The following is a 25181-nucleotide window of genomic DNA, read 5'->3' on the forward strand; positions in this document are numbered from 1 at the left end:
CACAGAATCCCCCCATGAAAGGGCCAGAGCGCACATGATCAAACAGTACAGATGGCTCCTCTTGCTGGTGCTCCTGGTGAGCACCACATCCCAGGCCTCCAGCCTACGTTTCGATGGCGTGCTCATCCGCGAGGGCAGTCCGGCCTGGCTGCTGCTGGAACACATGGGCGAGCCCATCCAGCGCAGCAGCCGGGACGCCTGCGTACGTCGGGAACGACGTGACTGCGTGGAATGGCGGACCACGGAGACCTGGTTCTACAGGCACAATGACCTGAACTACACCATCAAGGTGGGTGACGGAAAGATCCTCAAGATCGAGTGGAGCCGGTTCTAAGGCGCCTTGGCCTGGCCCGGATCGCCCCATCGGGCCAATCCGTCACCTGGCGGGCTGTGGACGGCAATGGAGGACCCGCCTGAAGTCCATGAGACTTTCCAGGCGGGCATCGTCACCCGATCAATGCTCCAGCCGCGCCGCCAGGGGCCGGTACTGGAGGGCGTAGAACATCTCCAGGTAGCGCCGGGTCTCGGCCCGCTCCAGGTTGGTGACGTACTTCCAGAACCCGTAGATACGGGACAGTGTCATCATGCGTTCGGCATAGAGTTTCCAGGTGTAACGGGCCTCCACCCGGTCCATGCCGGCCTGGGAGATGCGGTTCCAGTGGCCTGGATCACTCTCGCAGCGGGTAAAGAATTCCACCAGGATTTCGGCTGCCTCGTCCCCATGGTTCGGGTCGATGTGATAACCCGAATGGCCATGCTCGATGATCTCCAGCGGCCCCCCGTAGAGGGTGGCAAACGTGGGCAGCCCCGAGACCATGGCCTCGATCACCGTCAGACCAAAGGCCTCGAACAGGGCCGGCTGCACGAACACGCCGCGGTGATCGGCGATATAGCGGTAGAGTTCGCCGCAGAGCACCTTGTCCAGGCGCACCCCCAACCAGCGCACCTGATCCTCCAGACCATATTCATCGAACAGATGATGCATGTGCGCGATCTGCTCCTGCTCCTCACGATCGGAGGAACGGGAAGCATCGGTGTAACCGGCCACCACCACCAGGTTGGCCCGCTTGCGCAGTTCCGGATTGGCCGCATACCAGGACACCAGACCGGTGATGTTCTTGATGCGATCCAGACGTGCCATGGTGAAGATGACGGGCTTGTCCGGTTCTGCCAGCACGCCGCGCCCCTCCGGATGCGGGCCGCCGAAGACCATCTCGTGCAGCTCCTCATGCAGCCCCTTCATGCGCCGCTCACCTTTTTGATGGGAGAAATACACCTCGGAATCCGCCCCCGGTGAGACGATGTTGAATCGGGGATCGAACACATCAATCCCGTTCACCACCCGATACATGTCCGGCATGGTGAACGAGCCATAACTCTCGTACTGGCCGATGGCGTGATCGGTGCCAGCAATCTCCTGGTAGGTACTGGTAATGATGAAATCCGCCGCATTCATGGCGATGAGGTCGGCGGTGAACTGGCAGGAAAAATGATAGTGCTCCTCGTTTTCCTTCCAGTAGAGATCCGAGTACAGGTACTTGGTCTTCTCCAGGGCATGGGCGATGTTGCATTGGGTGACGTGCATGCGCGCCGACAGCAGGGTGGCCACCAGATTGCCATCGGAATAGTTGCCCACGATCAGATCGGGACGCCCTCCCAGTTCGGCGCGCACCCGGGTCTCCACATCATTGGTGAAACGCTCCAGATAGGGCCAGATCTCGAAACGGGAAGTCCACTGGGGCACCACTTCGCCATCGCGCCCCCGGAAGGGCACGCGCAGGATCTTGGCGTTCTGGGTGCCGGAGATCATCTCCTCGGGCTGGTCGCAGGTGGTGCCCCGGGCCTCGGGGATGAGGCGGGTCACCACCAGGATGCGTGGCTGAATGTCCAGGCCCTGCTCGGCCAATCGGTCGTGCATCTCCCGCTCCAGGGCCCGCACCTGATCCAGGATGTAAACCACCTGTCCGCCGGTATCAGGCAGCCCCAGCACATTGGACTGCCCGAAGAATCCATGGGGCGAGAGGATCAGCATGCTGAAGATCATGGGGATACGCGCCAGGAAGTGCTCCAGGGTCTTGGGCGAGGGGGCCTCAAGCAACTCCGAGAGCAGTTGCAGGCTCTCGATCACCCGGCCCACGTCCTTGCCCCATCCAGCCTCGAGACCCAGGTCCTGCAGCGCGTGGGCCACCTCGACCCAGGGGGTCTGACGGTCCTTGCGGGCGAGCGCCTTCTCGGCGGAGCGAATGGCCCTGCGCAGGCCATCCACATCCCGCACCCGATCATTGATCATCAGCTGCTGGCCGTTGCAGCGATGCTCCCGCAGGAACTGGAAAAGTTTGTCGAAACCCTGGCCCTGGCCGTCGAACAACTGGCTGGAGAGCTTGCGGTTGAGGAATTCCACCCCCTGCCCGATGGATCGGGACTCGCGCATATTGGGGAAGTTGCGCTGAAAGGCTCCGATGTCGAACTCCAGGGGGCGGTCTTCCTCCAGGTGCGGGGCCACCATGCGCTCCTTCGAGCCCAGAAACTCGCTCACGCTGAGCGGCTCCACCGCCAGTTCATCGGCATGGATGCGCAGGTAGACCCAGCGGCCCACGCGAGGGCGCATGGAGAAGGCGACCCAGGGTGGAGTGATCACCGCCTCCTGCACATCCTCCACCATCTGTGTCAGGGTCGAGGTGTCCGGGGGTGGAGCGTCATGCTCCGCCTCCAGTTCCCGGAAGGCATCCTGCAGGTCCGAGCGCAGCACGAAGGCGCGCCCGAGATTCTGGTAACGACGTAGCAGCAGGTAGGTGAATTCCCGGTGTTGGGTAATGTTTTCCCGCAAGATTTCCAACATGCTGTGTCCCCCTGATGCGCATCGGATGGCAGGTGATACGTGGCCTGGCCAGTGCAGCAAGGCCGACCGGCAAGCCCGTTTGTGACCCGTTCAGCTTAATGCTATTGTACAAAAAGGATTTGTGCAAAAAGAACATGCCATGGCCAGCCTTCCGTCACGAGCCCACTCCCCACCTGCCGAACCGCATGGCAGCGGCGGTCGCGCCGAAGAGATGCGCGTGCAGGCGGTCATCCAGCGTCTGCGGGTGCTGTTCCGTTCGTTGCAGGGTCACTCCCGGCGCATCCAGGAAGACTGCGGCGTCAGCGCCGCGCAGCTGTGGGCCCTTTGGGAGGTTCAACTGGAACCGGGCCTGAGCGTGGGGGATCTGTCCCAGCGACTCTCCATACACGTGTCGACGGCCTCCAACATGCTGGACAAGCTGGAACGCAAGGGCCTGCTGGAGCGCCGCAGGGCCGGCCGCGATCAACGGGTGGTCCGGCTGTTCACCACGCCCGCAGGGCAAGGCCTGCTGGACAACGCCCCGGCTCCGGCCCAGGGTGAACTCAACCGGGCCCTGCAGGCGCTGCCCGCCGAAAGCCTTGCCGCCCTGGAGGCGGGTCTGGGGGATCTGCTGGAGATCATGGAAACCCCGGACGAAAAGGCAGCACTCAAGCCTATCGCCGACGATTGACGGTGCCATTCTCGACCCGGGGCATCGCTGGCCTTGCAGCCACCCGGCCTAGTACTATCCAAGGGTCATATGCATAGCAGAGAGGGGACTGAATGACGCCCATCCGAATCAATTTCCAACGCCTGCAGCACGACATCGAGGCCCTTTCAGCCATTGGCCGGGATGCCGACCGCGGCATTCACCGCATGGCCTTCAGCGAAGGGGATCTCGCCGGGCGTCAGTGGTTTCGGGAGCGCATTCTGGAGGCGGACCTGGACTTCTACGAGGACGGCGCCGCCAATCTGCATGGTCGCCTGGACTGGGATGGTCAGCGCCCCAGCGTGATGATGGGCTCCCATCTGGACACCGTACCGGGTGGAGGCCCCCTGGATGGCGCCCTGGGCGTGCTCGTCGGCCTGGAGGTGCTGCGTACCGTGAAGGAGTCGGGCCTGCCCCTGCGCCACCCCCTGGAAGTGGTGAACTTCACTGACGAAGAAGGACGATTCGGTGGCCTGTTTGGTTCCCAGGCGATGGCCGGTCAACTGACCCCGGCCATGATCCATGCGGCCCGGGACCTGGATGGCATCACCCTTACCGAGGCCATGGCCGCCTGGGGGCTGGACGCCAATGCCGCCCTGTTCGCCCGCCGACCCAGGGACTCCATCCACGCCTATCTGGAGCTGCACATCGAGCAGGGCCCGGTACTGGATCGCGGCAAGACCAGCGTCGGCGTGGTGGAAGCCATCACCGGCCTGTTCAAGTGGGATGTGCAACTCAAGGGACAGACCAATCACGCCGGCACCACCCCCATGGACATGCGCAACGACACCTTCCAGGGGCTGGCGGAATTTGCCGGCGAGATCGAACGCATTCTGGAAGAACACGGCAGCCCCCACAGCCGCGCCACCATCGGCCGCGTGGAACTCAAGCCCGGTGCCGCCAATACCGTGCCCGGCTACACCAGCTTTTCCCTGGACGTGAGGGATACGGACCCGGACACCCTGACCAACCTGGCGGACGCCTTCCGCCGCACGCTGTCGACCATGGCCCGGCGACGTTCGCTGATGTTCGAGTTCGAAGTGCTCTCGGAATTGCCTCCGCAACGCTGCGACCCGGCGCTGGTGCAACTGCTGGAGGACAAGGCCCGCGCACTGGACCTGAAGGACCTTCGCCTGCCCAGCGGCGCCGCCCATGATGCCCAGATCATGGCCTCGCTCACCCGCACCGGCATGATCTTCGTGCCCAGCCTGGAGGGGCGCAGCCATTCGGCGGCAGAGTGGACCAACTGGGAAGACATCGAACGCGGGGCCAACCTGATGCTGCAGGCCATCCTGTCGCTGGCCACCGAGAGCGGAGGGGAACTCAAGTGAGCAACGACAAGACCCAAGACACGGCAACCAGCACCACCTACGACAGCGTCGACCCGCTGCGCGAGCAGTATCGGGAGACCCTCATCACCAACCGGGCCCTGACCCGGGCCCTGGGCACCCACCATGCGGCGATGCTCTGCATTGACCTGCAATATCTGGATGCCGCCCGGGGCTGGGGGGTGTTTGCCGACGCGGAACGCTCCGGTCTGCCCCCCGAATCCCAGGACTACTACTTCGATCGCCTGGAGAACACGGTTCTGCCCAATGTGCGCCGTCTGCAGGATGGCTTTCGCTCCCTGGGCCTGGAAGTGATCCACACCCGCATCCAGTCCCTCACCCAGGATGGCCGGGATCGGGGTCCGGGTCACAAGCGCCTGGGCCTGCATGCGGCCCCGGGGTCCAAGGAGGCGGATTTCCTTGAGATCGTGGCGCCTCAGGGTGACGAGATCATCATCAACAAGACGGCCAGTGGCGTGTTCACTGCCACCAATCTGGAGTATGTGCTGCGCAACCTCAATGTGACGGCCCTGTTCGTGGTGGGTGTCTACAGCAACGAATGTGTCTCCACGGCCATCCGGGATGCCTGTGACCTGGGTTTTTATGTCACCCTGATCGAAGACGCCAGCGCCACGGTGACCCCCGAACTGCAGCGGGCCACGATACTCACCATGAAGGATCGCTACGCCCGGGTGATGAGCACTGACCAGGCCCTGGCGGAGATCTCCAAGGTGGAAGAGATCGCCGATTGAACCGTTGTCTTTCCCAGCCAAAGAGGCATTAGTCATGGTAGTCGACTCGCAGCTTCAAAAGCCGCTTCGCCCCAAGGACGGTACCGCCGGCATCGAGCGGCCCCGCGCCCTGGCAGAGAGCATCCCCGAAGATCCCGGCCCGCTGCTGGCCCTGGCCAGTCGGCACGTGGTGTCCTCGCGGCAGTTTGACCGGGACACCCTCACCCAGCTGTTCCGCCTGTCGGCCCAGTACGAGAGCACACCGGCGCTCATGCACCTGCCGCTGCAAGGCAAGATCCTGATCAGTGCCTTCTACGAACCCAGCACCAGGACACGCCTCTCCTTCGAGAGTGCCTGGCACCGCCTGGGGGGGGACATCATGTCCATCACCGATCCCAAGAGCACGGGCATGGCCAAGGGAGAGTCCATTCAGGACATCGCCGAGATGTTCAACAACTACGGGGATGTGATCGTCCTGCGCAACAACGAGGACCGCTCCGTCTACGACATGCTGGATGCCCTGCGCATCCCCATCGTCAATGCCGGCAACGGCATTGACGAGCACCCCACCCAGGCGATGGCGGACGTGTATACCATCTTCAAGTGGCGCCCCGAGTTGCTGGACCCGGACCTGCCCCGTGACAAGCGTATCCGCGTGGGCATCATCGGCGTACCCAATCGCATGCGCACCGTGCGCAGTCTGCTGCTCCTGCTGGCGCGCTTCCCCACTGCCATTGAGGAAGTGGTGATCTTCACGGACCAGGATACCCCCTTCGATGAGGGTCAGGCGGAGGAACTGAGCGAGGCAGGGCTGTCCGTGCGTGTGTCCAAGCGGCTGGAACCGGAGCTTCCCGACCTGGACGTGGTGTACATCAACGCCATTGCCTGGGTGGGTGACAGCTTCGAGCAGATGGGCGCAGAACTGAAGCTCTCCACCGCCTCCCCCCTGAAGAAAGACTCCATCATCCTGCACCCCCTTGCCCGGGGCAAGGAGCTGGACACGGATCTGGACCCCACCCGCCACAACTGGTACTTCGCCCAGGCCAGGGGCGCCGTGTTCGTGCGCATGGCCCTGCTGACCTGCATGGTGCGCCGTGTGAGCGAAGTGATGGATACCTGAACCTGCTGGCTGTCCGTTCGATCCCGGGCACCCGCTGATACGAATTCATTGACGAGGAGTTTCCTATGTGCGGCATCGCCGGCGTCATGCACGCCGATCCCCATCAACCGGTGGATCCCGAAACCCTGGTGGCCATGGCGGCCATCCAGTACCACCGTGGCCCCGACGGCTTCGGCTACAAGGTGCAGGACGACCGCGGCGTGGGCTTCTCCCATGCCCGTCTGACCATCATCGACCTGGATGAGAACCGTGGCCGTCAGCCGTTCATGTCCCCGGACAACAACCTGATGCTGGCGGTGAACGGTGAGTTGTACGATTACAAGCGCATCCGCACCGACCTCACCTCCCGAGGTGCGAAGTTCCGCACCAAGAGTGACTCGGAGATGGTGTTGCATCTGTACCAGGACCTGGGCCTGGAGGACATGCTGCCGCATTTGCGGGGTGAATTCGGCATGGCTCTGTACGACCGCCAGCATGACCGGCTGATGCTCATTCGCGACCGCTTTGGCGTGAAGCCCCTGTACTGGACCCAGATCAATGGCACCCTGGTGTTCGGCTCGGAACTCAAGGTGCTATTTGCCCACCCCGAAGTGCCACGCCGCTTCGAGGCCAAGGGTCTTTATCACCAGCTGATGCAGACCATGGTGCCCGGTCAGACCGCCTTCGAGGGCATCAACCAGGTGAAGCCCGGCCATGTGGTCACCATCGAGCGGCGCCATGGCAAATTCGAGATCCGCGACGACCGCTACTGGGACATGGACTTCCCCCTGATGTCCGAGCGGGGTGATGAAAAGGACGAGTCCTACTACATCGAGGGCGTGCGCGACAGGCTCATGGAAGCGGTGCAGTTGCGCCTGGAAGCCGACGTGCCCGTGGCCTGCTACCTGTCCGGCGGCATCGACTCGTGCATCACCCTGGGCCTTTCGGCGGCCCATCAGCAATCCCCGGTGAAGGCCTTCACCATCGGCTTCGACAATGCTGACTACGACGAGACGGCCATCGCCACGGAGATGGCCGAAAGCGTGGGTGCCGACCAGGACGTGATGACCCTGAACGCGGATCATCTCTACGACAACCTGGTGGAGACCCTGTGGCACGCCGAGCGCACCATCTACAACACCCTGGGCGTGGCCAAGCTGCTCATGAGCCGCCACGTGAACAAGGCCGGCTACCGGGTGGTGGTCACCGGCGAGGGCTCCGATGAGCTGTTCGGGGGTTACCCCTCCTTCCGCCGGGACATGTTCCTGCATGGCCTGGACACCCTGTCTGCCGCCGAGCGTGCCAGCTGGCAACAACTGCTGTCGGAGAGCAACCAGCTTTTCCAGGGGGCCATGCTGGCGGAGAACGAACTCCACGATCCGGCTCTGGACGCCCTGGTGGGCTTCACGCCCTCCTGCCTGCAGCCCTGGCTGGCCAGCGCCGAACACGCCCCGGGCCTGATGGCCCCGCACCTGCGCGAGCAGGTGAAAGGCTATGAGCCAGGCCGAGCCATTGCCGAGGCGCTGGACAGGGACATGATCGAAGGTCGCCACCCGCTGGACAAGGCCCAGTACGTATGGATCAAGACCATGCTGGAAGGCCAGATCCTCACCTGGGGGGGCGACCGCGTGGACATGGCCAATTCCATGGAGGCCCGTCCGCCGTTCCTGGATCATCATCTGGCGGAGTTCGCCACCCAACTGCCCCCATCCATGCGTATCAAGGGGCGCACGGAAAAATACGTGCTGCGCGAGTCCATGAAGGGACTGCTTCCGAAGGTGCTGTACGAGCGCGAGAAGTTCGCCTTCATGGCACCACCGGCCCATACCGATCCCAAGAAGTGGGCAGCCATGCGTGCGCTGGCGGATCAGTATCTGTCCGATGATGCGGTGAAAGAGGCGGGCCTGCTGGACCCGGCGGGTGTGCAGGCCCTGTTCGACCTGCATGATGCACCGGACACCACCGCCTCAACCCAGGTGCAGCTGGATGCCGTGATCAACCACATGATCGGTGTGCAGGTGCTGCACAGTCACTTCGTGGCCCAGGACATTCCCCGGGTAGCGCGCAAGCGGGCCGAGGCCCTGGGGTGGCATCCCTGAGGTCATAAGCCCCTCTCCCCTCTGGGGAGAGGGGTTGGGGTGAGGGGCGCAGCGGACTGGTAGGGTCGGGTGCGATCCCTCCCCCTCATCCCCGGGCCTTCTCCCCGGAGGGAGAGTTCCAGGCGTCGTGAGCCAACGCATAGAACCCCGCGTCCTCCGTGGTAGCCCCATGCAGGGTGCACACCCTGGCTGCAAACCCGGCAGCACGATGCAGGATCACATCCCACGGCCACCCCTCCAGCAACCCCAGCAAAGTGACCGCACTGAAGGCATCCCCTGCCCCCACGGTGTCCTTGAGCCCCTCAACCTTCGGCGCGTGCATGGCGTGCACGGCACCATCCCGCGTGAGTACCATGGCCCCTTCAGAAGCGCGGGTGACGATGATGGCCTCCAGGTCGAAGCAGGCCAGGGTGAGGCGCGCCTGTACTTCCGGATCGTCCGCGGGCTCGGGGGCCAATGCCGACAATTCATCCTGATTCAGCTTCACCCAGGTGGCTCGGCGCATCAGATCATGCACCACTTCACGCTCCCACCAGGGTGCGCGCAGATTCACGTCCATGAACACCCGGGCACCCATGTGATCCCGCAGGGTTTCCAGGCCATGGCGCGACGCCAGCTCGCGCAGCGCCAGACTGCCGTGATAGAGGATGCCGCCGCGGGGGAGCCCCTCCAGGGCACGCGTCACGTCCACATGATCGTAGGCCTGATCGGCCAGAATCTCGTATTGGGGCTCGCCACCGCTCAACCTGACCTGCACCTGCCCCGTGGGGTGGTCCGGGTCCACCTGAAGGCCCTCGGGGCGCATTCCCCAGGCCGACAGGGCCTGCTGCACCTGCGCACCCAGTTCATCCTCGCCCACGGCGCCAATGAATAGCGGCTCGCGCCCCAGCCCCTTGAGGTTCCAGGCTACATTGAAGGGTGCGCCTCCCAGCACGGAACGGTCCTCAAAGCAGTCGAAGAGCACTTCCCCGAAGATCACGGGCTCGGGATTGGCTGTCACGTCGGCCTCCTGCGATGGTGTGGAAGTCTTCGAGGTTACCCAGCGCCAAAAGGGCTTGGCAAGTCGCCGGCCAGGCCAGTCAACCCTGCACGCAGCGGTTGCGTCCCTGGTGCTTGGCCTGATAGAGCGCCTTGTCGGCGCGGTCGAACAAGGTCATCGGGGTGTCTCCCACCCGGGCCTCGGTCACACCGGCGGACAGGGTAATGGCCACCGGTTCGCCGTCGAAATGAAAACCCAGATCGGCCAGTTCCTGGCGCAGGGAGTCGCAGAAAGACAATGCCTCGGCGGCGGGCGTGCCCACCAGGATCATGACGAACTCCTCGCCTCCGTAGCGGGCCACCATGTCGGTGCGCCGACATCGCTCTCTCAAGCGCTGGGCAACGGTGGTGATCACCCGATCGCCTGCACTGTGACCATAGGTATCGTTCACCTGCTTGAAATGATCAATGTCCCATACCACCAGGCTCAGGGGAGTGCCGAGGCGGGCCCAGCGACTCAGTTCATCAAGGATGCGTTCATCAAAGGCCTCACGGTTGGGCAGGCCGGACAGGCTGTCCTGATGGGCACGGCGCTGCTGCCAAAGGAAGGCCTCACGCAACTGCGCTGAGTGCTTTTCCAGGTCTGCCACCCGCTGGCGCAAGCGTTCGGTTTCGATGCGGACCTCCTGGTCCCGCAGGCCCTCCTGCTCCCGATAGGTCTCCATATGCTGGCCAATGGCCCGAATACGCCCGCGCACCAGTTCCTTGAGATGGGCGAGATCCAGAGTCCTGTCCGATAATCCGCTATCCAGACGGGACATCTCCCGCTCCACATTGCCCTGGAACGCCTCGCGGTTGTGTTGCGAGTCACGCAGGTGGTCGCCCTGGCCCGCCAGGTAACCATCGAAGCTGGCCAGTTCCCGGGTGATATCCTGGAGAAAGTCTTCCATCTCCTCCCGCTGATGATGAAGGTCACTCAGGCACTGATGCACCGCCTTGGCCACACGGGAGACCCACTCCGACCAGGGGGGCACACGCTCGCTCACCCTCAATTCCTGGCGCAGACGATCCATGGCATCCTGCAGCCGGGGCAACGAGGCCAGTTCCACCAGCAGTTGCAGCCCCAGGGAGCGAATCTCTGCCGCATCGCCAGAACCGTCCAACGGGGCTGCGGAAGCCCTCCCCCGAGCGCGATCATGCAACAGACCGGACAACTCGTTCAGGTAGACCTCCAATTGCGCCGAGGTGAGCATTCCTTCTGCCTGCACATCCAGTTGCAGACGGCTGAGGATCGGGTCCAGATGCGGATGCCCGCCCTCGGCGGCCATGCACAAACGGTTCAGCAGGCGCCTCAGGCTGGCCTCCAAGGCTGCCCGATCATCCAGTTCCTGTTCCAGCTGCCGAATCGTCTCCAGGCACTTGAGGCGTGCCTCATCAGTGTTCACCCACAGCGCCTCTTCTCACGTGTCCGCCGGCCTGGCCCTCCGCATGAAACTGGGCCAGTTTCACGGAATCCGGAATGACCAGCTCCACGCCCACCGGCAGATGGTCTGAATAGTTGAGGTTGTAGACATGCACCTGTTCAAGACCGAGACCCGGCGTGACCAGGATGTGGTCGAAGGCGTGCATGGGGCGCCAGCTCGGGTAGGTCTTGGCACTGTCCAGGGGTTCCTGCAGGCGGGTGTTGCGCACCAGCTTGCGTACTTCCGCCGAATGGGTCGGGGTGTTGAGATCCCCCATCACCACCACGTGCTCGTGATCACGCAGGACTTCACCGATGTACTGCAACTGACGCATGCGGGTCTTGCGCCCCAGGGACAGGTGCACCAGCATGATCACCAGGGAATCCTCGCCGCTCTCGGCCCCGAAATGGGCCTCCAGCGCCCCCCGGCCCGGGATACGGCTGGGCAGACGATGCTCCATCACCGAGTGGGGCTGGTAGCGCGACAACAACCCCAGGCTGTGCTTGGCGATCTTGCCCAGATTGCGGTTGGTCTGGCTGTACCAGTAGGGCAACTGGCTTTGGCGGGACAGGTATTCGGCCAGATTGACGAAGTTGCTGCGCAGGCTACCGGCATCCAGTTCCTGCAGACCCACCAGATCAAAGCCGGCAATGAACCGTGCAATGCTGTCCAGATTGCCCATGCGCCCGCCGTAGGGCAGCACATGCTTCCAGCTGTTGGTCAGGTAATGGTGAAAGCGGCCCGAGGCGATGCCCACCTGGACGTTGTAGCTGAGGATGCGCAGGCGCTGTCCCTGAACCGGCGGCGTGCTCGGCCCCATGGACAGGCTGGAGGCCAGGGGTCCGTCCAGGGTGATCCCGGACGGGTCCTGAGAATCCAGCCCCAGCCGTTCAAGGTATCGCTCGGCAAGCACGGGTGCCATGGATCAGAGGGCTCCGTAAGAGTGCAGGCCACCCAGGAACATGTTCACCCCCACAAAGGCAAAGGTGGTCAGCAACAGGCCAACGATGGCCCACCAGGCCATGGGCACGCCGCGCCAGCCCTTGGTGAAGCGCATGTGCAGCCAGGCAGCGTAATTGAGCCAGACGATCAGGGCCCAGACCTCCTTGGGATCCCATGACCAGTAGCCACCCCAGGCCTCGGCGGCCCACATGGCACCCAACACCGTGGCAATGGTGAAGAAGGCAAAACCGATGGCGATGGACTTGTACATGACATCGTCCAGGACCTGGCGCCCGGGCAGGCGTCTGGCCAGCAGACCGTCGGGGCGAAGACGCTCGCCGCGGGCCCGCATCAGATAGGCCACCCCCAGCATGGCGGCAATGGCAAAGCCACCGTAGCCGATGAAGTTGGCTGGCACATGCACCTTCATCCACCAACTGTTCAGGGCCGGCACCAGCGGCTGCACCTCGTGGGCCTGACGGTCCAGGGTGTAAAAGAGCAGGAAGGCCACGGCACCACTGACCAGCAGCAGCACGAACCCCCCCATGCCCCGATTCCGGCTGCGGCGCTCGTAGTAGAGGTACATCAGCACCGTCACCACGCAGAAGAGGACGAAGACCTCCCAGAGGTTGCTTACCGGGATGTAGCCCCAGGCCGGGTCGTGAAGGTATGTTTCACGCCAGCGCACGAACAACCCGACAAGGCCGAAAGTGGCTGCCACCCAGGCCAGTGCGCCGCCCACCTGGGCACTGAACTCGGTGCGACTCAGCGGCCCGGTCAACGCGCCCACGGCCACCAGAAAGGCCAGCGGACTCACCCATTCCAGCCCCGGGACGATGCCGGCCTGCCCCAGCCAGAGCAGCATGCCTCCGAGCAGTCCAGTACCCGCAGCCGTGACCATGGCGGGCATCACGCCCGCCGTGCCCGAGGCATCGCGGCGGAAGAGGTAGGCGATGTAGGCGGCCGTGGACATGAACAGCAGGGCGCACATCCACATCACCGCAGACTGCCCGGACACCAGGTATTTGAGGAAGAAGTTGGTCTCGGCCCGCGCCAGGGAATCGCCGTAACTGAGCACGCCGAGCACACTGAGCAGCCCCACGGCCACGGCATAGGCCCGGAAGGGCTTCCAGTACCAGCCCAACCAGACCCCGAGGATCGCGTGAACAATCAGCGTGATCACCTGGTAGATGTCCATGTACTGGCCGAACACGGCCAGAACAAACACGGTGGATACCGTGACCAGAGCCGCCCACAACCAATCGGTGACGGACAGGCGTTTGAAGAAGCCGGGGTATTCGGCCCCGATGGCGTCATGCGGGACGGACATGATTATTACCTCCCGTCGTGCTGGATCGAATCAGGTTGATGGGGATCACCGGGGATCGTTCTCCGAGCTTTCCCGGGCGTGACCGGTGGTATCGCCGGGGCTCTCCTGCCCCAGCACATGACGACTGAGTGTGTCAAATTCCTCGTCGAATTCCAGCATATTCCGGTTGCTGGTGCCAGCAAATACCAGCTGGCTGCCCTGCCCGGCGGGCCGGATCATCAGCCAGCAGCGCCGATGACTCATGTACAGCATGAGGAAGACGCCCACAATGAGCATCAGACTGCCAAAGTAGACCACGTTCTGCCCGGGCGCCTTGGTGATCATCAGGCCCGAGGCCTGGACATGCTCGAAGTCGTTGAAGGTGATCAAGAAGTCCGAACCGAAGTGCGGCAGTGCATCCAGGGCCACCAGGGCGTCATCCAGGTAAGCCGCTTCCACGCCGGTCATGGATTCGATGCCTTCTTCCGCCAACACGCGCATGTACACCTCCCGCAGGGTCATGTTCACCACCCGACCGAAGAGGTCCATGAGTGATTCCCACTGCGGCTGGGGTGCACGCTGTTCAATATCGGCGACGATGGCGTCGTAACCGCCCTGCACGAACAGATCCATCAGGCGGATCATGATGGTCTCCACCACCTCCAGGGGCACCTCGCCCTGGGTGCCCTGGAACTGGCGGGCGGCGGATGTGGCCACATCGGCCACCACATCCGCCACCTGCTGATCATCGTTCAGGAAGGAGACCATGCGCATGAAGCGATCCACGCCATCCCCACCCGGGTCCTTGGGCATGTAGAGATACTGGAACGGCTCGGCGGTGCTGTGCCGCACCCCGGTGAGCACGAAACGCGTGCCATCCCGCTCCATGGGGTTTTTCATGGCCCGGAAGAACATGCCCGAGCCGCTGGGGTCACGGATGGTGTAGTCCAGGCTCGGGCCCATGTCACGGCGTTCGGCATTGCCGTCCGCATCCACCACGGTACCGATGTTGTGGGTCTGCAGATCGGTGAACTCGAAGGTGTAGCGGCTGCCGTCGGTCAGTTCCTGAACATGGTTGCCATACACCCGCGTGTCCAGCGGCAGCGGATCCCGGGCCCCCCGCGCCAGGTGATGCAGGTTCAGATTCAGGAAGGAGCCACCGTCCCGGAAACTGGCCTGGTAGATGGCATAGCCACGATGAATCAGCGGTTCGTTGACGCTGATGGTGCGGGCCAGGGGCTCGTCCAGTTCGTCATCGTGAATGACCAGGTCGGATTCAAAGGCGCGCTCCTGGCCGGTCTCGTGCCGTTCCACGCGAAAATCCTTCACCTCGATGCGAAAGGGCAGATCCTGCACCACGTAACCGTCGCGGATGGTGATGAAGGCCACGGTGGCGCTGTGCCCCTCGGGGATCTCCACACTGCCCCGGAAAGAGGGGTTGGAAGGCCCGAGGCGGCTCTGCTCGGGCACCTGGGAGGCGGGGATCTCCCGCGTCTCCAGCACCAGATTGCCGGTCATCTCCGCCAGCATGAGGGGCACCCGGCCATCGATCAGGCCGCCCACGCAGATGATGACGATGGCGCCATGGGTGAAGAAATAGCCCAGGCGGTTACCGCTGCCCCGCATGGCCGACAGCAGGCGAGTGCCATCGGCCTGCTCCACCTGACGCACCCGGTAGCCGCGTGCCCCCAGCACGTTGCCGGCACGCTCCAGCACCTGCGCGGGGGGTTCAGGGTGTGTTTCGCTCTGCACGTTGTGGGCAAAACTGCGCAGGGACTTTTCCCGCACGTTCAGGCGGAAATTGCGCATGTCACGCAGCATGGTCGGCGTGGTGCGGTAGATGCAGACGGCCGTGGAGACCACGAGAAAGGCCAGCACAAACAAGAACCAGCCCGCGGCGTAGACGTTATAGAGGTTGAGGGTGCGGAACAGCTCGTGCCAGAACGGCCCGAAGTTCATCAGGTAATTCTGGAAGGGCTGATTCTGCTCCAGCACCGTGCCCACCACCGAGGCCACCGCCAGGATCACCAGAAGGGTGATGGCCAGGTTCATGGACCCCAAAAAACTCACCAGAATGGAGAGGCGGGAGGGATGTCGTGGGGATGCAGAGTCCTGGGAGGAACGATTCATGCCGTGAAGAAACCCGTTGGGATACCGGTGGGGCCCGTTCTGGTGGTGGAATGGGCTCTCTGACCACGAAAACCGGGAAAAGATCCGGGTAATACAGCGTGCTCAGACACAAGGGACTGACCATCAAAAAAGGGGTGACTTACGTCACCCCTTTTCAGGACCTACCAGACAAGTATCACTTGGGATCCAGGGTCGCCATGTACTCGGAAACGGCCTTCATTTCCTCCTCGGACATGCGCGAGGCCACAATGCGCATCATCCGGCCCGGGTCATTGTGGCGCTGGCCCTTGCTGAACTGATTGAGCTGATCCAGGCTGTAGGCGCCATGCTGGGCAGCCACCTTGGGGAATACCGCAGCAGGGTTGCCCTTGCCACCGGGGCCGTGACAGGCCACACAGGCAGCCACGCCCTCACTGATGTTACCGCCAAAATAGATCTGCTTACCCAAGGCAAGCGTCTCGTCATCGGCACTGGTGCGGCCCGGAGAGGCTTCCTGGGTGGAGTAAAATGCTGCCAGATCGCGCATGTCCTGCTCGTCGAGCTGAGCCACCTGGGGGTTCATCAGTGCGTGGCTGCGGTCACCCGCCTTGTAGTCCATGAGCTGCTTGAAGAGATAGGCCTTGTCCTTGCCGGCAATCTTCGGCCAGGCGGGGTTCACGCTGTTGCCGTCGGCCTGGTGGCAAGCGATGCAGGGGGTGGAGATCGCCTGTCCGCGCTCCGGGTCGCCCCGCTCGGTATCGGCATGCAGCGACGCCGACAGACTCATTCCCAGGGTGGCGGCGGCAATTACGACGAATTTTTTCATTGTGGGTTGACTCCTGAACCTGAAACAGTGTGCGCTTTTCTTTGGTAACCTGTGGCACCCGGACGCGACCGGCGCAACCTCAAAATAGCCGCAATGTATACCACACTCACCCCCCCGCCGCAAAAGCAGGCAGGGGTGGTACTCAATCATCGCTACGCGAGTTAGACATTAAATGAACCCGGTTTACTCCCGGGCCGAGTTCCTGACCAGTGCCGCCAGCCTCAAGGGCTTGCCACCGGAAACAGGGCGCGAAGTCGCCTTCGCCGGCCGCTCCAACTCTGGCAAGTCCAGCGCCATCAACACATTGTGCCAGCAAAGGGCATTGGCGCGTACCAGCAAGACGCCTGGCAGGACTCAGCTCATCAACTTCTTCGCCCTGGACGAGGACCACCGCCTGGTGGACTTGCCCGGATACGGTTACGCCAAGGTGCCTGAGGCGGTGCGCCGTCGTTGGGGACATTTGATGGAGCAATACCTGGCGGGCCGCGAATGCCTGCGCGGACTGATCCTGGTGATGGATATCCGCCACCCCCTCACGGAACACGACTGGCAAATGGTCGGCTGGGCCCATCGGCGACACCTGCCCCTGCATGTCCTGCTCACCAAGGCCGACAAGCTCAAGCGTGGACCGGCACTGGATACGGTGCGTCAGGTGGCCTCCGCCCTGGGTGCCGAGGATGTGGATGCCACGGTACAACCCTTTTCATCGCTCAAGAAGCAGGGCGTGGATGATGCCCATTCAGTGCTGGATCACTGGCTATTCGCCTCCCGAGGGCCAGAGGCACAGGCGCCCGACACGCCGGAACCCGAAGGCTGAAACGCAGGCAAAAAAAAGCCCCGGGGGCCATTGGGGGTTGGCCGGTCCGGGGCAGAGGTTGGCTCGACTTGGGGGAGTGCGAGCCATCCCGCTCAGGGAGGTAAGCGGGAAGCGCCGGGCTGCAGCGCTTACCCCTTGTGACTACCCACCGGGACAATGGTTCACTCTTTTTGTCAGGTAAAGCTCAAAAAAAGCCCCGCGGCGCTTTAACGACGCGGGGCCAGGCTTGGGCTCGACTTGGGGGAGTCAGAGCATCCCGCTCAGGGGGTTAAGCGGGAAGCGCCCCATCCGGAGCGCCTAACCTGACAGACAGGGCCTTCGAGGGAAAGTTCTGGTCCTGCGTGCCCGCTGGAAATCAATGTTTCAAAACGTGAAATACATCTCATTGGAGGGGGGGTTCATCAGTGTGCCGCGTCCCAATTGGCACCCACACCCACGTCCACCACCAGCGGCACTTCAAGCTCCGCCGCCTGGCACATGAGCCGGCTGAGTTCCTCGCGCACCGCCTCCACGGCCCCCTCTTCCACCTCGAACACCAGTTCGTCATGCACCTGCATGATCATGGTGAGTGGCCGCCCGGATGACTGGATCCAGTCATCCACCGCCAGCATGGCCCGTTTGATGATGTCTGCCGCCGTGCCCTGCATGGGGGCATTGATGGCCAGGCGTTCTGCCTGATTGCGCACCTGGGCATTGCGGGCCTTGATATCCGGCAGATAAAGGCGGCGACCGAACACCGTCTCCACATAGCCCTGCTCCCTGGCCCGCTCACGGGTATCGTCCATGTAGGCCTTCACACCCGGATAGCGGGCAAAGTAGCGATCCACATACTCCTGGGCGGCCCCCCGCTCGATGCCCAGCTGCCGGGCCAGCCCGAAGGCCGACATGCCGTAGATCAGGCCGAAGTTGATGGCCTTGGCAGCCCGCCTCTGCTCATGGGTGACCTGGTCCGGCTCCAGACCCCAGACCTCGGCAGCGGTGGCCTGATGGATATCCATGCCCTGACTGAAGGCCTCCACCAGCCCCTTGTCACCGGAAAGATGGGCCATGATGCGCAATTCAATCTGCGAGTAGTCGGCGGCCATGATCACCCGCCCCTGGGGCGCCACGAAGGCCTGGCGAATGCGGCGCCCCTCAGGCGTGCGCACGGGGATATTCTGCAGGTTGGGCTCGGAGGAGGACAGGCGCCCGGTGCTGGTCACCGCCTGATGATAGGACGTATGCACCCGCCCCGTGTCAGCATCGATGCGCCCGGGCAGCTTGTCGGTATAGGTGGATTTGAGCTTGGACAGCCCGCGATACTCCAGGATCAATCGGGGCAGCGGGTAGTCCGCCGCCAGCTGTTCCAGCACGTCCTCCGCAGTGGAGGGCTGCCCCTTGGGTGTCTTGCGCACCACGGGCAGTTTCTGGCGCTCGAACAGGATCTCCTGGATCTGCTTGGGCGAGCCCAGGTTGAAACTGCCGCCGGCCACCTCATGGGCCTCGCGCTCGATCTCTCCCATGCGGTCCGACAGTTCATGGCTCTGTGTGAAGAGCAGGTCCGCGTCCACCCGCACCCCGGCCCGCTCCATACGCGAGAGCACGGGCACCAGGGGGATTTCCAGTTCCTCGTAGATACGACGCTGCCCCGCCTCTCCCTGAAGCCGCCCCCAGAGGTACTCATGCAGGCGCAGGGTGACGTCGGCATCCTCGGCAGCATAGGGGGCCGCCTCATCCAGGCGGACCTGGGAGAAGGCAATCTGCTTGGCTCCCTTGCCGGCGACCTCCTCGTAATGGGTGGTGCGGATTCCCAGGTGACGCTCGGCCAGGGTATCCATGTCATGGCGGCTGGCGGTGCTGTTGAGCACGTAGGACGACAGCATGGTGTCGTGGGCGATGCCGCGCAGCTCGATGCCGTGGTTGAGCAGCACGTTGCGATCGTACTTGAGGTGATGCCCCAGCTTGGGCCGGTCCGGGGCCTCCAGCAGGGGTTTCAGCCGGGCCAGGGTCTCCTCCCGGGGCAGTTGCTGTGGGGCATCGGCGTAATCATGGGCCAGGGGCAGATAGGCCGCCTCACCGGGGCGAATCGAAAAGGATACCCCCACCACCCGCGCCTGCATGTAGTCCAGGCTGGTGGTCTCGGTATCGAAGGCGAACAAGTCTGCCGTTTGCAGCCTTTCCAGCCACCGATCCAGCTGCTCCTGTTCCAGCAGGATCTCGTACTCCACGGGATCGCTTCCGCCACCCGCCTGTTCCGGCTGCGACTCCCCTGCCCGGCCCTCGCCACCCAGCTCCTTGAGCCAGCTGCGAAATTCGAAGCGCTCCAGCAGACCGCGCAGGGCCTCGGACTCCACTGGCTGCAGTTCCAGACCCGTGGGGGTCAGGTCCAGTTCCAGGTCACAGCGCACCGTGACCAGCTCCCGGGACAGGGGCAGGCTGTCCAGGCTGGCGCGCAGGTTCTCGCCCACCTTGCCCTTGATCTCGTCGGCATGGGCCATGATGGCGTCCAGGTCCCCGTGGGCATCCAGCCATTTCACCGCCGTCTTGGGGCCCACCTTGTCCACGCCGGGCACATTGTCCGAGGTGTCCCCCACCAGGCTCAGGTAGTCCACGATCAGCGATGGCGGCACGCCAAAGCGCTCCTTCACGCCGGCCTCATCCAGGGTGGTTCCCGTCATGGTGTTCACCAGGGTGACACCCGGCTCCACCAATTGCGCCAGGTCCTTGTCGCCGGTGGAGATCACCACCTCCATGCCGTCCCGGCGGGCCTGTCGCGCCAGGGTGCCGATCACATCGTCCGCCTCCACCCCCGGCACCACCAGGATAGGAATGCCCATGGCCCGCACCAGTTCGTGCAGCGGATCCACCTGCGCCGCCAGTTCATCGGGCATGGGTGGACGGTTGGCCTTGTACTGTTCATAAAGGTCATCCCGGAAGGTGCGCCCCTTGGCATCGAACACCACGACCATGTGATCGGGCGCGTAGTCGCTCATCAGCCGCCGCAGCATGTTGGCCACACCCAGCACGGCCCCTGTGGGCTCGCCCCGGGAATTGGACAGGGGTGGCAGGGCGTGAAAGGCGCGGTACAGATAGGATGAACCGTCCACCAGGACCAGGGGCTTGCTGTCAGTCACGGATTGATCTCTTGCTTTGGGTACGGGGTCGATGGCGCCGTTGCCGCCGGAGAGCTCCATTGTGGCCCGATGCGAAAAAATGACCAAACAATGCGGTTTGCCAGCGAGGGGGAACGCGATATGCTTCGGTGAAACAACGAAACATCGAGCACATCATGAAGCGTGACCAGCGAGCCTCCCATCCAGGCCTGCAACCCATGGATGACACCATGCTCACCCGGGAGAGCTGGAAGATATTCCAGATCATGGGCGAGTTCGTAGAGGGCTTCGAGCGTCTGGCCCGAATCAAGCCTTCGGTGAGCATCTTCGGCTCCGCCCGCATCCCGCCCGAGAGCCCTACATACCAGCTGGCCGAAAAGATCGCCCGGGAACTGTCCGATGCAGGTTTTGCCGTGGTCAGCGGTGGCGGCCCCGGCATCATGGAGGCGGCCAACAAGGGGGCGTTTGGTGGGAAATCTCCCAGTATCGGGCTGAACATCAATCTGCCCCATGAGCAGACCGCCAACGCCTACCAGGACGTCTCCCTGTACTTCCGCCACTTCTTCTCCCGCAAGGTGATGTTCGTCAAATACGCCTCGGCCTATGTGGTCCTGCCAGGCGGCTTCGGCACCCTGGACGAACTGGCGGAGATCCTCACCCTGGTACAAACCAACAAGACTCGCCGCATCCCCATCATCCTGGTGGGCTCGGCGTTCTGGAAGGGACTGCTGGAGTGGTTCGAGAACACCCTGGTCACGGATGGCACCATCAGCCCGGAAGACCTGGACCTTTACACCGTGGTGGATGATTCCAAATCCGTCGTCGACGCCATCTTCAACTTTTACGAATACGGCGGCCTGGAACCCACCAGCGAAGAACGCGAGAGGCTCATGGACCTATGACCACACGCCGCGCACTCATCCCCCTGATGCTCACCGCCTGCCTGGCCACCCCCGTGTCGGCCCAGGATCAGGCCGCGCCACCACCCCCGCCCCTGCTGGACGACTCGGCCCAGGTCACCCGGGAGTTGATGGAGCCGCAAGTCACCATCATCGAGCGCGAAGGGGAACGCATTGAGGAATTCCGCCTCCAGGGCGAGCTGTACATGATCCGCGTGCAACCGGAAAACGCCCCGGCCTACTATCTGGTGGACATGGACGGCGACGGTCGCCTGGAAACCCGGATGCACGAACTGGACCCCAAGATCCTCATCCCGTCCTGGGTGATTTTCAGATTTTAGGAGACTGCACGCCGCCTTCAGCCTGACATGGGATCCAGGTCGGTGAACTCACGCCAGCGCACCATCCGCGACTGGAAGTCCTGATAGGAGCGGATCACCCGCCGGGCTGTGCTGTCCTCCTCGGCCATCTCCTCCAGCACCTCATCGGTCAACCGTCGCAGCGACGCCAGCACCGGCTCCGGGAAACGTTTTAACGGCACGCCATAATCCTGGATGAGCGAATCCAGTGCCTGCTGATTGCGAGCCGTGAACTCCATCAGCATATGGTCACTTGCCAACCGGCAGGCATGGGTCACCGCCTGTCGCAACGTGACGGGCAAGGCCTCATAGGCATCACGGTTGATCAGCGCCTCCACCAGCGCACTGGGCTGCTGCCAGCCCGGATAATGGTAATGCCATCCCCAGCGGTGCAACCCCAGCTCCTTGTCCCCATAGGGCCCCACCCACTCGGCCGCATCAACCCGTCCCGCCCGGATGGCATCGAGAATGTCATCACCAGCCAGGGACAGCACCCGGGCCCCGGACCGGCGCATCACCTCCCCACCCAGCCCGGACATGCGAATCGACAACCCTTCCAGATCCGCAGGCTCGTTGATCTCGCGCCTGAACCAGCCGCCCATCTGGGCACCTGTATTACCGCAAGGAAACGGAATCACATCGAAATGCCGATACAGATCCCGCCACAACTCCAGCCCACCGCCCTTGTAAAGCCAGGCATGTGTCTCCTGAGCATTCATGCCAAACGGTACCGACGTGAACAACTGCGCCGCGGGACCCACATCACCCCAATAATGGGCTGCCCCATGACCGATCTCCGCCGAACCGCGGGCCACCGCTTCAAAAACCTCCAGCGCAGGCACCAGATCATCCGCCCCGAACACCCGTACCGAAATCCGCCCCCCGGAAAGCTCATTGATGGCCCGGGCCAGAAAATCCGCCCCCGCCCCCAATCCCGGCGAACCATGAGGCCAGGCGGTCACCATGCGCCAGTGGAACCTGAGACCCGTATCCCGCATCCCGTCACTGGCGTTGCCCTCCGGCGAACCACAGCCGGCCAATGCCCCCGCCGAAGCCAGGGCCGCCAGACCACCCGCCTTACCCAGAAACTCCCTTCGCCGCATGAAAGACCTCACTGGATGTCTTCTCGATCAAACCTCTGAAGCCAAAACCACCGAAATGCAGGTCTCGGCAGGGGGGCATCCCTGAGAGCGGGCGTTCGCCGCATGGATGCGGCGGTCGAGCCTACACGGATGTATTCACGGCGTCCCGCGGCCAGGGATACCGCCCACCAGCGGCCGGCGCAGCACCTTGATGCCCGATGAACACCCCAACCTCACCCTACAGGCTCCAGCTTGGCATACCCCACCACCAACCACTTGACGCCCTCACCATCAAACCGCACCTGCACCCGCGCCGAAGAACCCTGACCCTCACAATCCAGGATCACCCCCTCACCGAACTTCTTGTGCCGCACCCGCGCCCCCAGGGTCAAGCCCTCCGCCGGCGGTTCCTTGACCCGCCTGGTCCGCACCGGCTCCGCCACCGGTCGCCGCAGCGTCGCCCGCGGGCGCACATCCTCCAGCAGATCCTCCGGCAACTCCGCAATGAACCGCGAAGGCGCGTTATAACTCTCCCGACCATGCAGACGCCGACTCTCCGCATACGTCAGCACCAGCCGACGGCAGGCCCGCGTGATCCCCACATAGGCCAGACGCCGCTCCTCCTCCAGCCGACCCGGCTCCTCCAGCGACATCCGGTGCGGAAACAACCCCTCCTCCATGCCCACCAGAAACACCAGAGGAAACTCCAGACCCTTGGCCGAATGCAGCGTCATCAACTGCACACAATCCTCCCAGGCGTCCGCCTCACCCTCGCCCGCCTCCAGGGCCGCATGGGACAAGAACGCCGTCAGCGGACTCATGTCCTCATGCCGCTCCGGATCATGGACAAAACCGCGGGCAGCACTCACCAGCTCCTCCAGGTTATCCACCCGCGCCTGAGCCTTCTCCCCCTTCTCCGCCTCGTAATGATCCTTGAGACCCGAATGCGCGATCACATGCTCCACCTGCTCATGCAGATCCAGATTGGCACAGGCAGTGGCCATATCATCCAACAGCACCCTGAACCCCCGCAGCGCATTACCGGCCCGGGCCGCCAGGGCGCCCTGCTCCAGCAGCCTGCCAGCGGCATCCCACAGCGACACGCCCTGCGCCCGGGCCTGTTCACGGATCAACGCCACGGTGCGCTCCCCCAGGCCCCGCGTGGGTTGATTGATCACCCGTTCCAGGGCCGTGTCATCGTCACGCGACGCCACCAGGCGCATATAGCACAAGGCATCCTTGATCTCGGCCCGCTCGAAGAAGCGCAGGCCCCCGTAAACCCGGTAGGGGATGCCCGCCTGGATCAGGGTTTCCTCCAGCACCCGCGACTGGGCGTTGGAGCGATAGAGAATGGCCACGTCACGACAGGCTCCGCCCCCCTCCCGCCAGCCGCGGAGCTGATCAGCCACGAACCGGGCCTCATCGTATTCATTGAAGGCACCGTAGAGCGTGATCGGCTCCCCCTGCAACCCATCCGTCCACAACTCCTTGCCCAGGCGCGAGCCGTTCTGACGGATCAGGGTGTTGGCCGCCCCCAGGATGGTGGCGGTGGAGCGGTAATTCTGCTCCAGACGCACCGTCAGGGCGCCGGGGAAGTCCCGCGTGAACTTCTGGATGTGCTCGATGCGGGCACCACGCCAGCCGTAGATGGATTGGTCATCATCACCCACGGCGAATACCGGCGTCTTGTCCCCGGCCAGCAGACGCAGCCAGGCATACTGGATGTCGTTGGTATCCTGGAACTCATCCACCAGCAGGTGACGGAAGCGACTGCGGTAATGCTCCAGCAGCGTCGGGGTGTCGCGCAGCAACTCCAGGCTGCGCAGCATGAGCTCGGCAAAATCCACCACACCGGCACGCTGACAGGCCTGCTCATAGGCCGTGTAGAAGCGGATCATCTGCCGGTTCACCGGGTCGCCGGTATCCTGCATGTGCGCCGGGCGCACCCCCTCATCCTTGCGACCATTGACGAACCACTGCATCTTGCGCGGTGGCCAATGGGCCTCGTCCAGCTCCAGGGCCTTGAGCACGCGCTTCACCAAGCGGTACTGATCGTCCGAATCCAGGATCTGGAAGTTCTCCGGCAGCCTGGCTTCGCGCCAATGGGCCCGCAGCAGTCGGTGAGACAGGCCGTGGAAGGTGCCCACCCAAAGCCCCCGGGGCGGCATGCCCAGCAGACCCTCCAGCCGCCCACGCATCTCGCTGGCCGCCTTGTTGGTGAACGTGACCGCCAGAATGCTGTGGGGAGACAGGCCCTCCGCCTGAATCAACCAGGCGATGCGATGCACCAGCACGCGGGTCTTGCCACTGCCGGCGCCCGCCAGCACCAGAATCGGACCAGAGGGGCTGCCCACCGCCTGGCGCTGGGCCTCGTTCAGGGAATCAAACAAAGGGGAAACATCCATGGTCGAATCTTACCAAAACCCCGACCTCCCGGAACGCACCACTTGCCAGTTTGGCGTTTAGGGTCGAGACTTGATCCTGAGCAAAACGCAAGACAGGCATCCCACACTCCCACAGC

The 25181-nt window shown here is 63.5% G+C and carries 19 protein-coding genes; 9 read left to right on the plus strand and 10 right to left on the minus strand.

All coding sequences use genetic code 11. From position 1 onward, the window contains the following. Nucleotides 1–34 precede the first annotated feature (34 nt). The gene (locus tag LPW30_RS00775; protein ID WP_025280251.1) at nt 35–334 is read left to right on the plus strand and encodes a DUF2845 domain-containing protein; all 300 of its coding nucleotides are present in this window, start codon (nt 35–37) and stop codon (nt 332–334) included. A gap of 120 nt (nt 335–454) precedes the next feature. On the opposite strand, the gene LPW30_RS00780 is transcribed toward LPW30_RS00775, so the two are convergent. Beyond that, nucleotides 455–2839, minus strand: coding sequence for a sucrose synthase (locus tag LPW30_RS00780; RefSeq protein ID WP_239679830.1), 2385 nt, complete (start codon nt 2837–2839; stop codon nt 455–457). A gap of 139 nt (nt 2840–2978) precedes the next feature. On the opposite strand from LPW30_RS00780, the gene LPW30_RS00785 reads away from it, so the two are divergent. The 5 genes from LPW30_RS00785 to asnB all read left to right on the plus strand — a co-directional run bounded on the left by LPW30_RS00785 (nt 2979) and on the right by asnB (nt 8784). Continuing rightward, the gene (locus LPW30_RS00785) at nt 2979–3509 is read left to right on the plus strand and encodes a MarR family winged helix-turn-helix transcriptional regulator (protein ID WP_025280249.1); all 531 of its coding nucleotides are present in this window, start codon (nt 2979–2981) and stop codon (nt 3507–3509) included. Nucleotides 3510–3601: 92 nt separating this feature from the next. After that, entirely contained in the window at nt 3602–4858 is a 1257-nt protein-coding gene (locus tag LPW30_RS00790) for a Zn-dependent hydrolase (protein ID WP_238623999.1), read from the plus strand. Continuing rightward, a complete protein-coding gene (locus LPW30_RS00795; RefSeq protein ID WP_025280247.1) occupies nt 4855–5607 on the plus strand; it encodes a cysteine hydrolase family protein in 753 nt (250 codons plus the stop codon). Before LPW30_RS00790 ends, LPW30_RS00795 begins: the two co-directional genes overlap by 4 nt. A 34-nt stretch (nt 5608–5641) precedes the next feature. Further along, entirely contained in the window at nt 5642–6706 is a 1065-nt protein-coding gene (locus tag LPW30_RS00800) for an aspartate/ornithine carbamoyltransferase family protein (RefSeq protein WP_026623847.1), read from the plus strand. A gap of 65 nt (nt 6707–6771) precedes the next feature. Further along, entirely contained in the window at nt 6772–8784 is a 2013-nt protein-coding gene (asnB, locus tag LPW30_RS00805) for an asparagine synthase (glutamine-hydrolyzing) (RefSeq protein WP_026623846.1), read from the plus strand. Between the two features lie 85 nt (nt 8785–8869). On the opposite strand, the gene LPW30_RS00810 is transcribed toward asnB, so the two are convergent. From LPW30_RS00810 to LPW30_RS00835, 6 genes are all read right to left on the minus strand, one after another. Then, nucleotides 8870–9784 carry a carbohydrate kinase family protein gene (locus LPW30_RS00810; protein WP_239679831.1) on the minus strand — a complete coding sequence of 305 codons (915 nt, stop codon included), beginning with the start codon at nt 9782–9784 and terminating at the stop codon, nt 8870–8872. A 79-nt stretch (nt 9785–9863) separates the two neighbouring features. Next, nucleotides 9864–11207, minus strand: a complete 1344-nt coding sequence (locus LPW30_RS16095; protein ID WP_025280245.1) for a GGDEF domain-containing protein — start codon at nt 11205–11207, stop codon at nt 9864–9866. Next, on the minus strand, nt 11197–12045 hold the full coding sequence (locus LPW30_RS00820; RefSeq protein WP_128571983.1) for an endonuclease/exonuclease/phosphatase family protein: 849 nt from the start codon (nt 12043–12045) through the stop codon (nt 11197–11199). The genes LPW30_RS16095 and LPW30_RS00820 overlap by 11 nt, the downstream gene beginning before the upstream one ends. Nucleotides 12046–12150: 105 nt before the next feature. Next, nucleotides 12151–13497, minus strand: a complete 1347-nt coding sequence (gene ccsB / locus LPW30_RS00825; RefSeq protein WP_025280243.1) for a c-type cytochrome biogenesis protein CcsB — start codon at nt 13495–13497, stop codon at nt 12151–12153. Between the two features lie 45 nt (nt 13498–13542). Further along, the gene (locus LPW30_RS00830; RefSeq protein WP_239679832.1) at nt 13543–15606 is read right to left on the minus strand and encodes a cytochrome c biogenesis protein ResB; all 2064 of its coding nucleotides are present in this window, start codon (nt 15604–15606) and stop codon (nt 13543–13545) included. A 175-nt stretch (nt 15607–15781) separates the two neighbouring features. After that, nucleotides 15782–16411, minus strand: a complete 630-nt coding sequence (locus LPW30_RS00835; RefSeq protein WP_025280241.1) for a c-type cytochrome — start codon at nt 16409–16411, stop codon at nt 15782–15784. 172 nt (nt 16412–16583) lie between these two features. Here LPW30_RS00835 and yihA point away from each other — a divergent pair, with 172 nt between their 5' ends. Beyond that, nucleotides 16584–17228, plus strand: a complete 645-nt coding sequence (yihA, locus tag LPW30_RS00840) for a ribosome biogenesis GTP-binding protein YihA/YsxC (RefSeq protein ID WP_025280240.1) — start codon at nt 16584–16586, stop codon at nt 17226–17228. Between the two features lie 401 nt (nt 17229–17629). On the opposite strand, the gene polA is transcribed toward yihA, so the two are convergent. Further along, complete coding sequence (gene polA, locus LPW30_RS00845; RefSeq protein ID WP_274521596.1) at nt 17630–20401, minus strand: DNA polymerase I; 2772 nt, start codon at nt 20399–20401, stop codon at nt 17630–17632. Between the two features lie 95 nt (nt 20402–20496). On the opposite strand from polA, the gene LPW30_RS00850 reads away from it, so the two are divergent. Both LPW30_RS00850 and LPW30_RS00855 read left to right on the plus strand, forming a co-directional pair. Then, on the plus strand, nt 20497–21222 hold the full coding sequence (locus tag LPW30_RS00850; protein ID WP_239680001.1) for an LOG family protein: 726 nt from the start codon (nt 20497–20499) through the stop codon (nt 21220–21222). Next, nucleotides 21219–21560 carry a DUF2782 domain-containing protein gene (locus LPW30_RS00855; protein WP_025280237.1) on the plus strand — a complete coding sequence of 114 codons (342 nt, stop codon included), beginning with the start codon at nt 21219–21221 and terminating at the stop codon, nt 21558–21560. Before LPW30_RS00850 ends, LPW30_RS00855 begins: the two co-directional genes overlap by 4 nt. A 17-nt stretch (nt 21561–21577) precedes the next feature. Here LPW30_RS00855 and LPW30_RS00860 read toward each other — a convergent pair whose 3' ends face one another. Then, entirely contained in the window at nt 21578–22681 is a 1104-nt protein-coding gene (locus LPW30_RS00860) for a TRAP transporter substrate-binding protein (RefSeq protein WP_239679834.1), read from the minus strand. A 212-nt stretch (nt 22682–22893) separates the two neighbouring features. After that, the gene (gene uvrD, locus LPW30_RS00865; RefSeq protein ID WP_239679835.1) at nt 22894–25065 is read right to left on the minus strand and encodes a DNA helicase II; all 2172 of its coding nucleotides are present in this window, start codon (nt 25063–25065) and stop codon (nt 22894–22896) included. Nucleotides 25066–25181 lie beyond the last annotated feature (116 nt).

The sequence above is a fragment of the Ectothiorhodospira variabilis genome, assembly GCF_022227625.1.
Classification (GTDB): Bacteria; Pseudomonadota; Gammaproteobacteria; order Ectothiorhodospirales; family Ectothiorhodospiraceae; genus Ectothiorhodospira; species Ectothiorhodospira haloalkaliphila.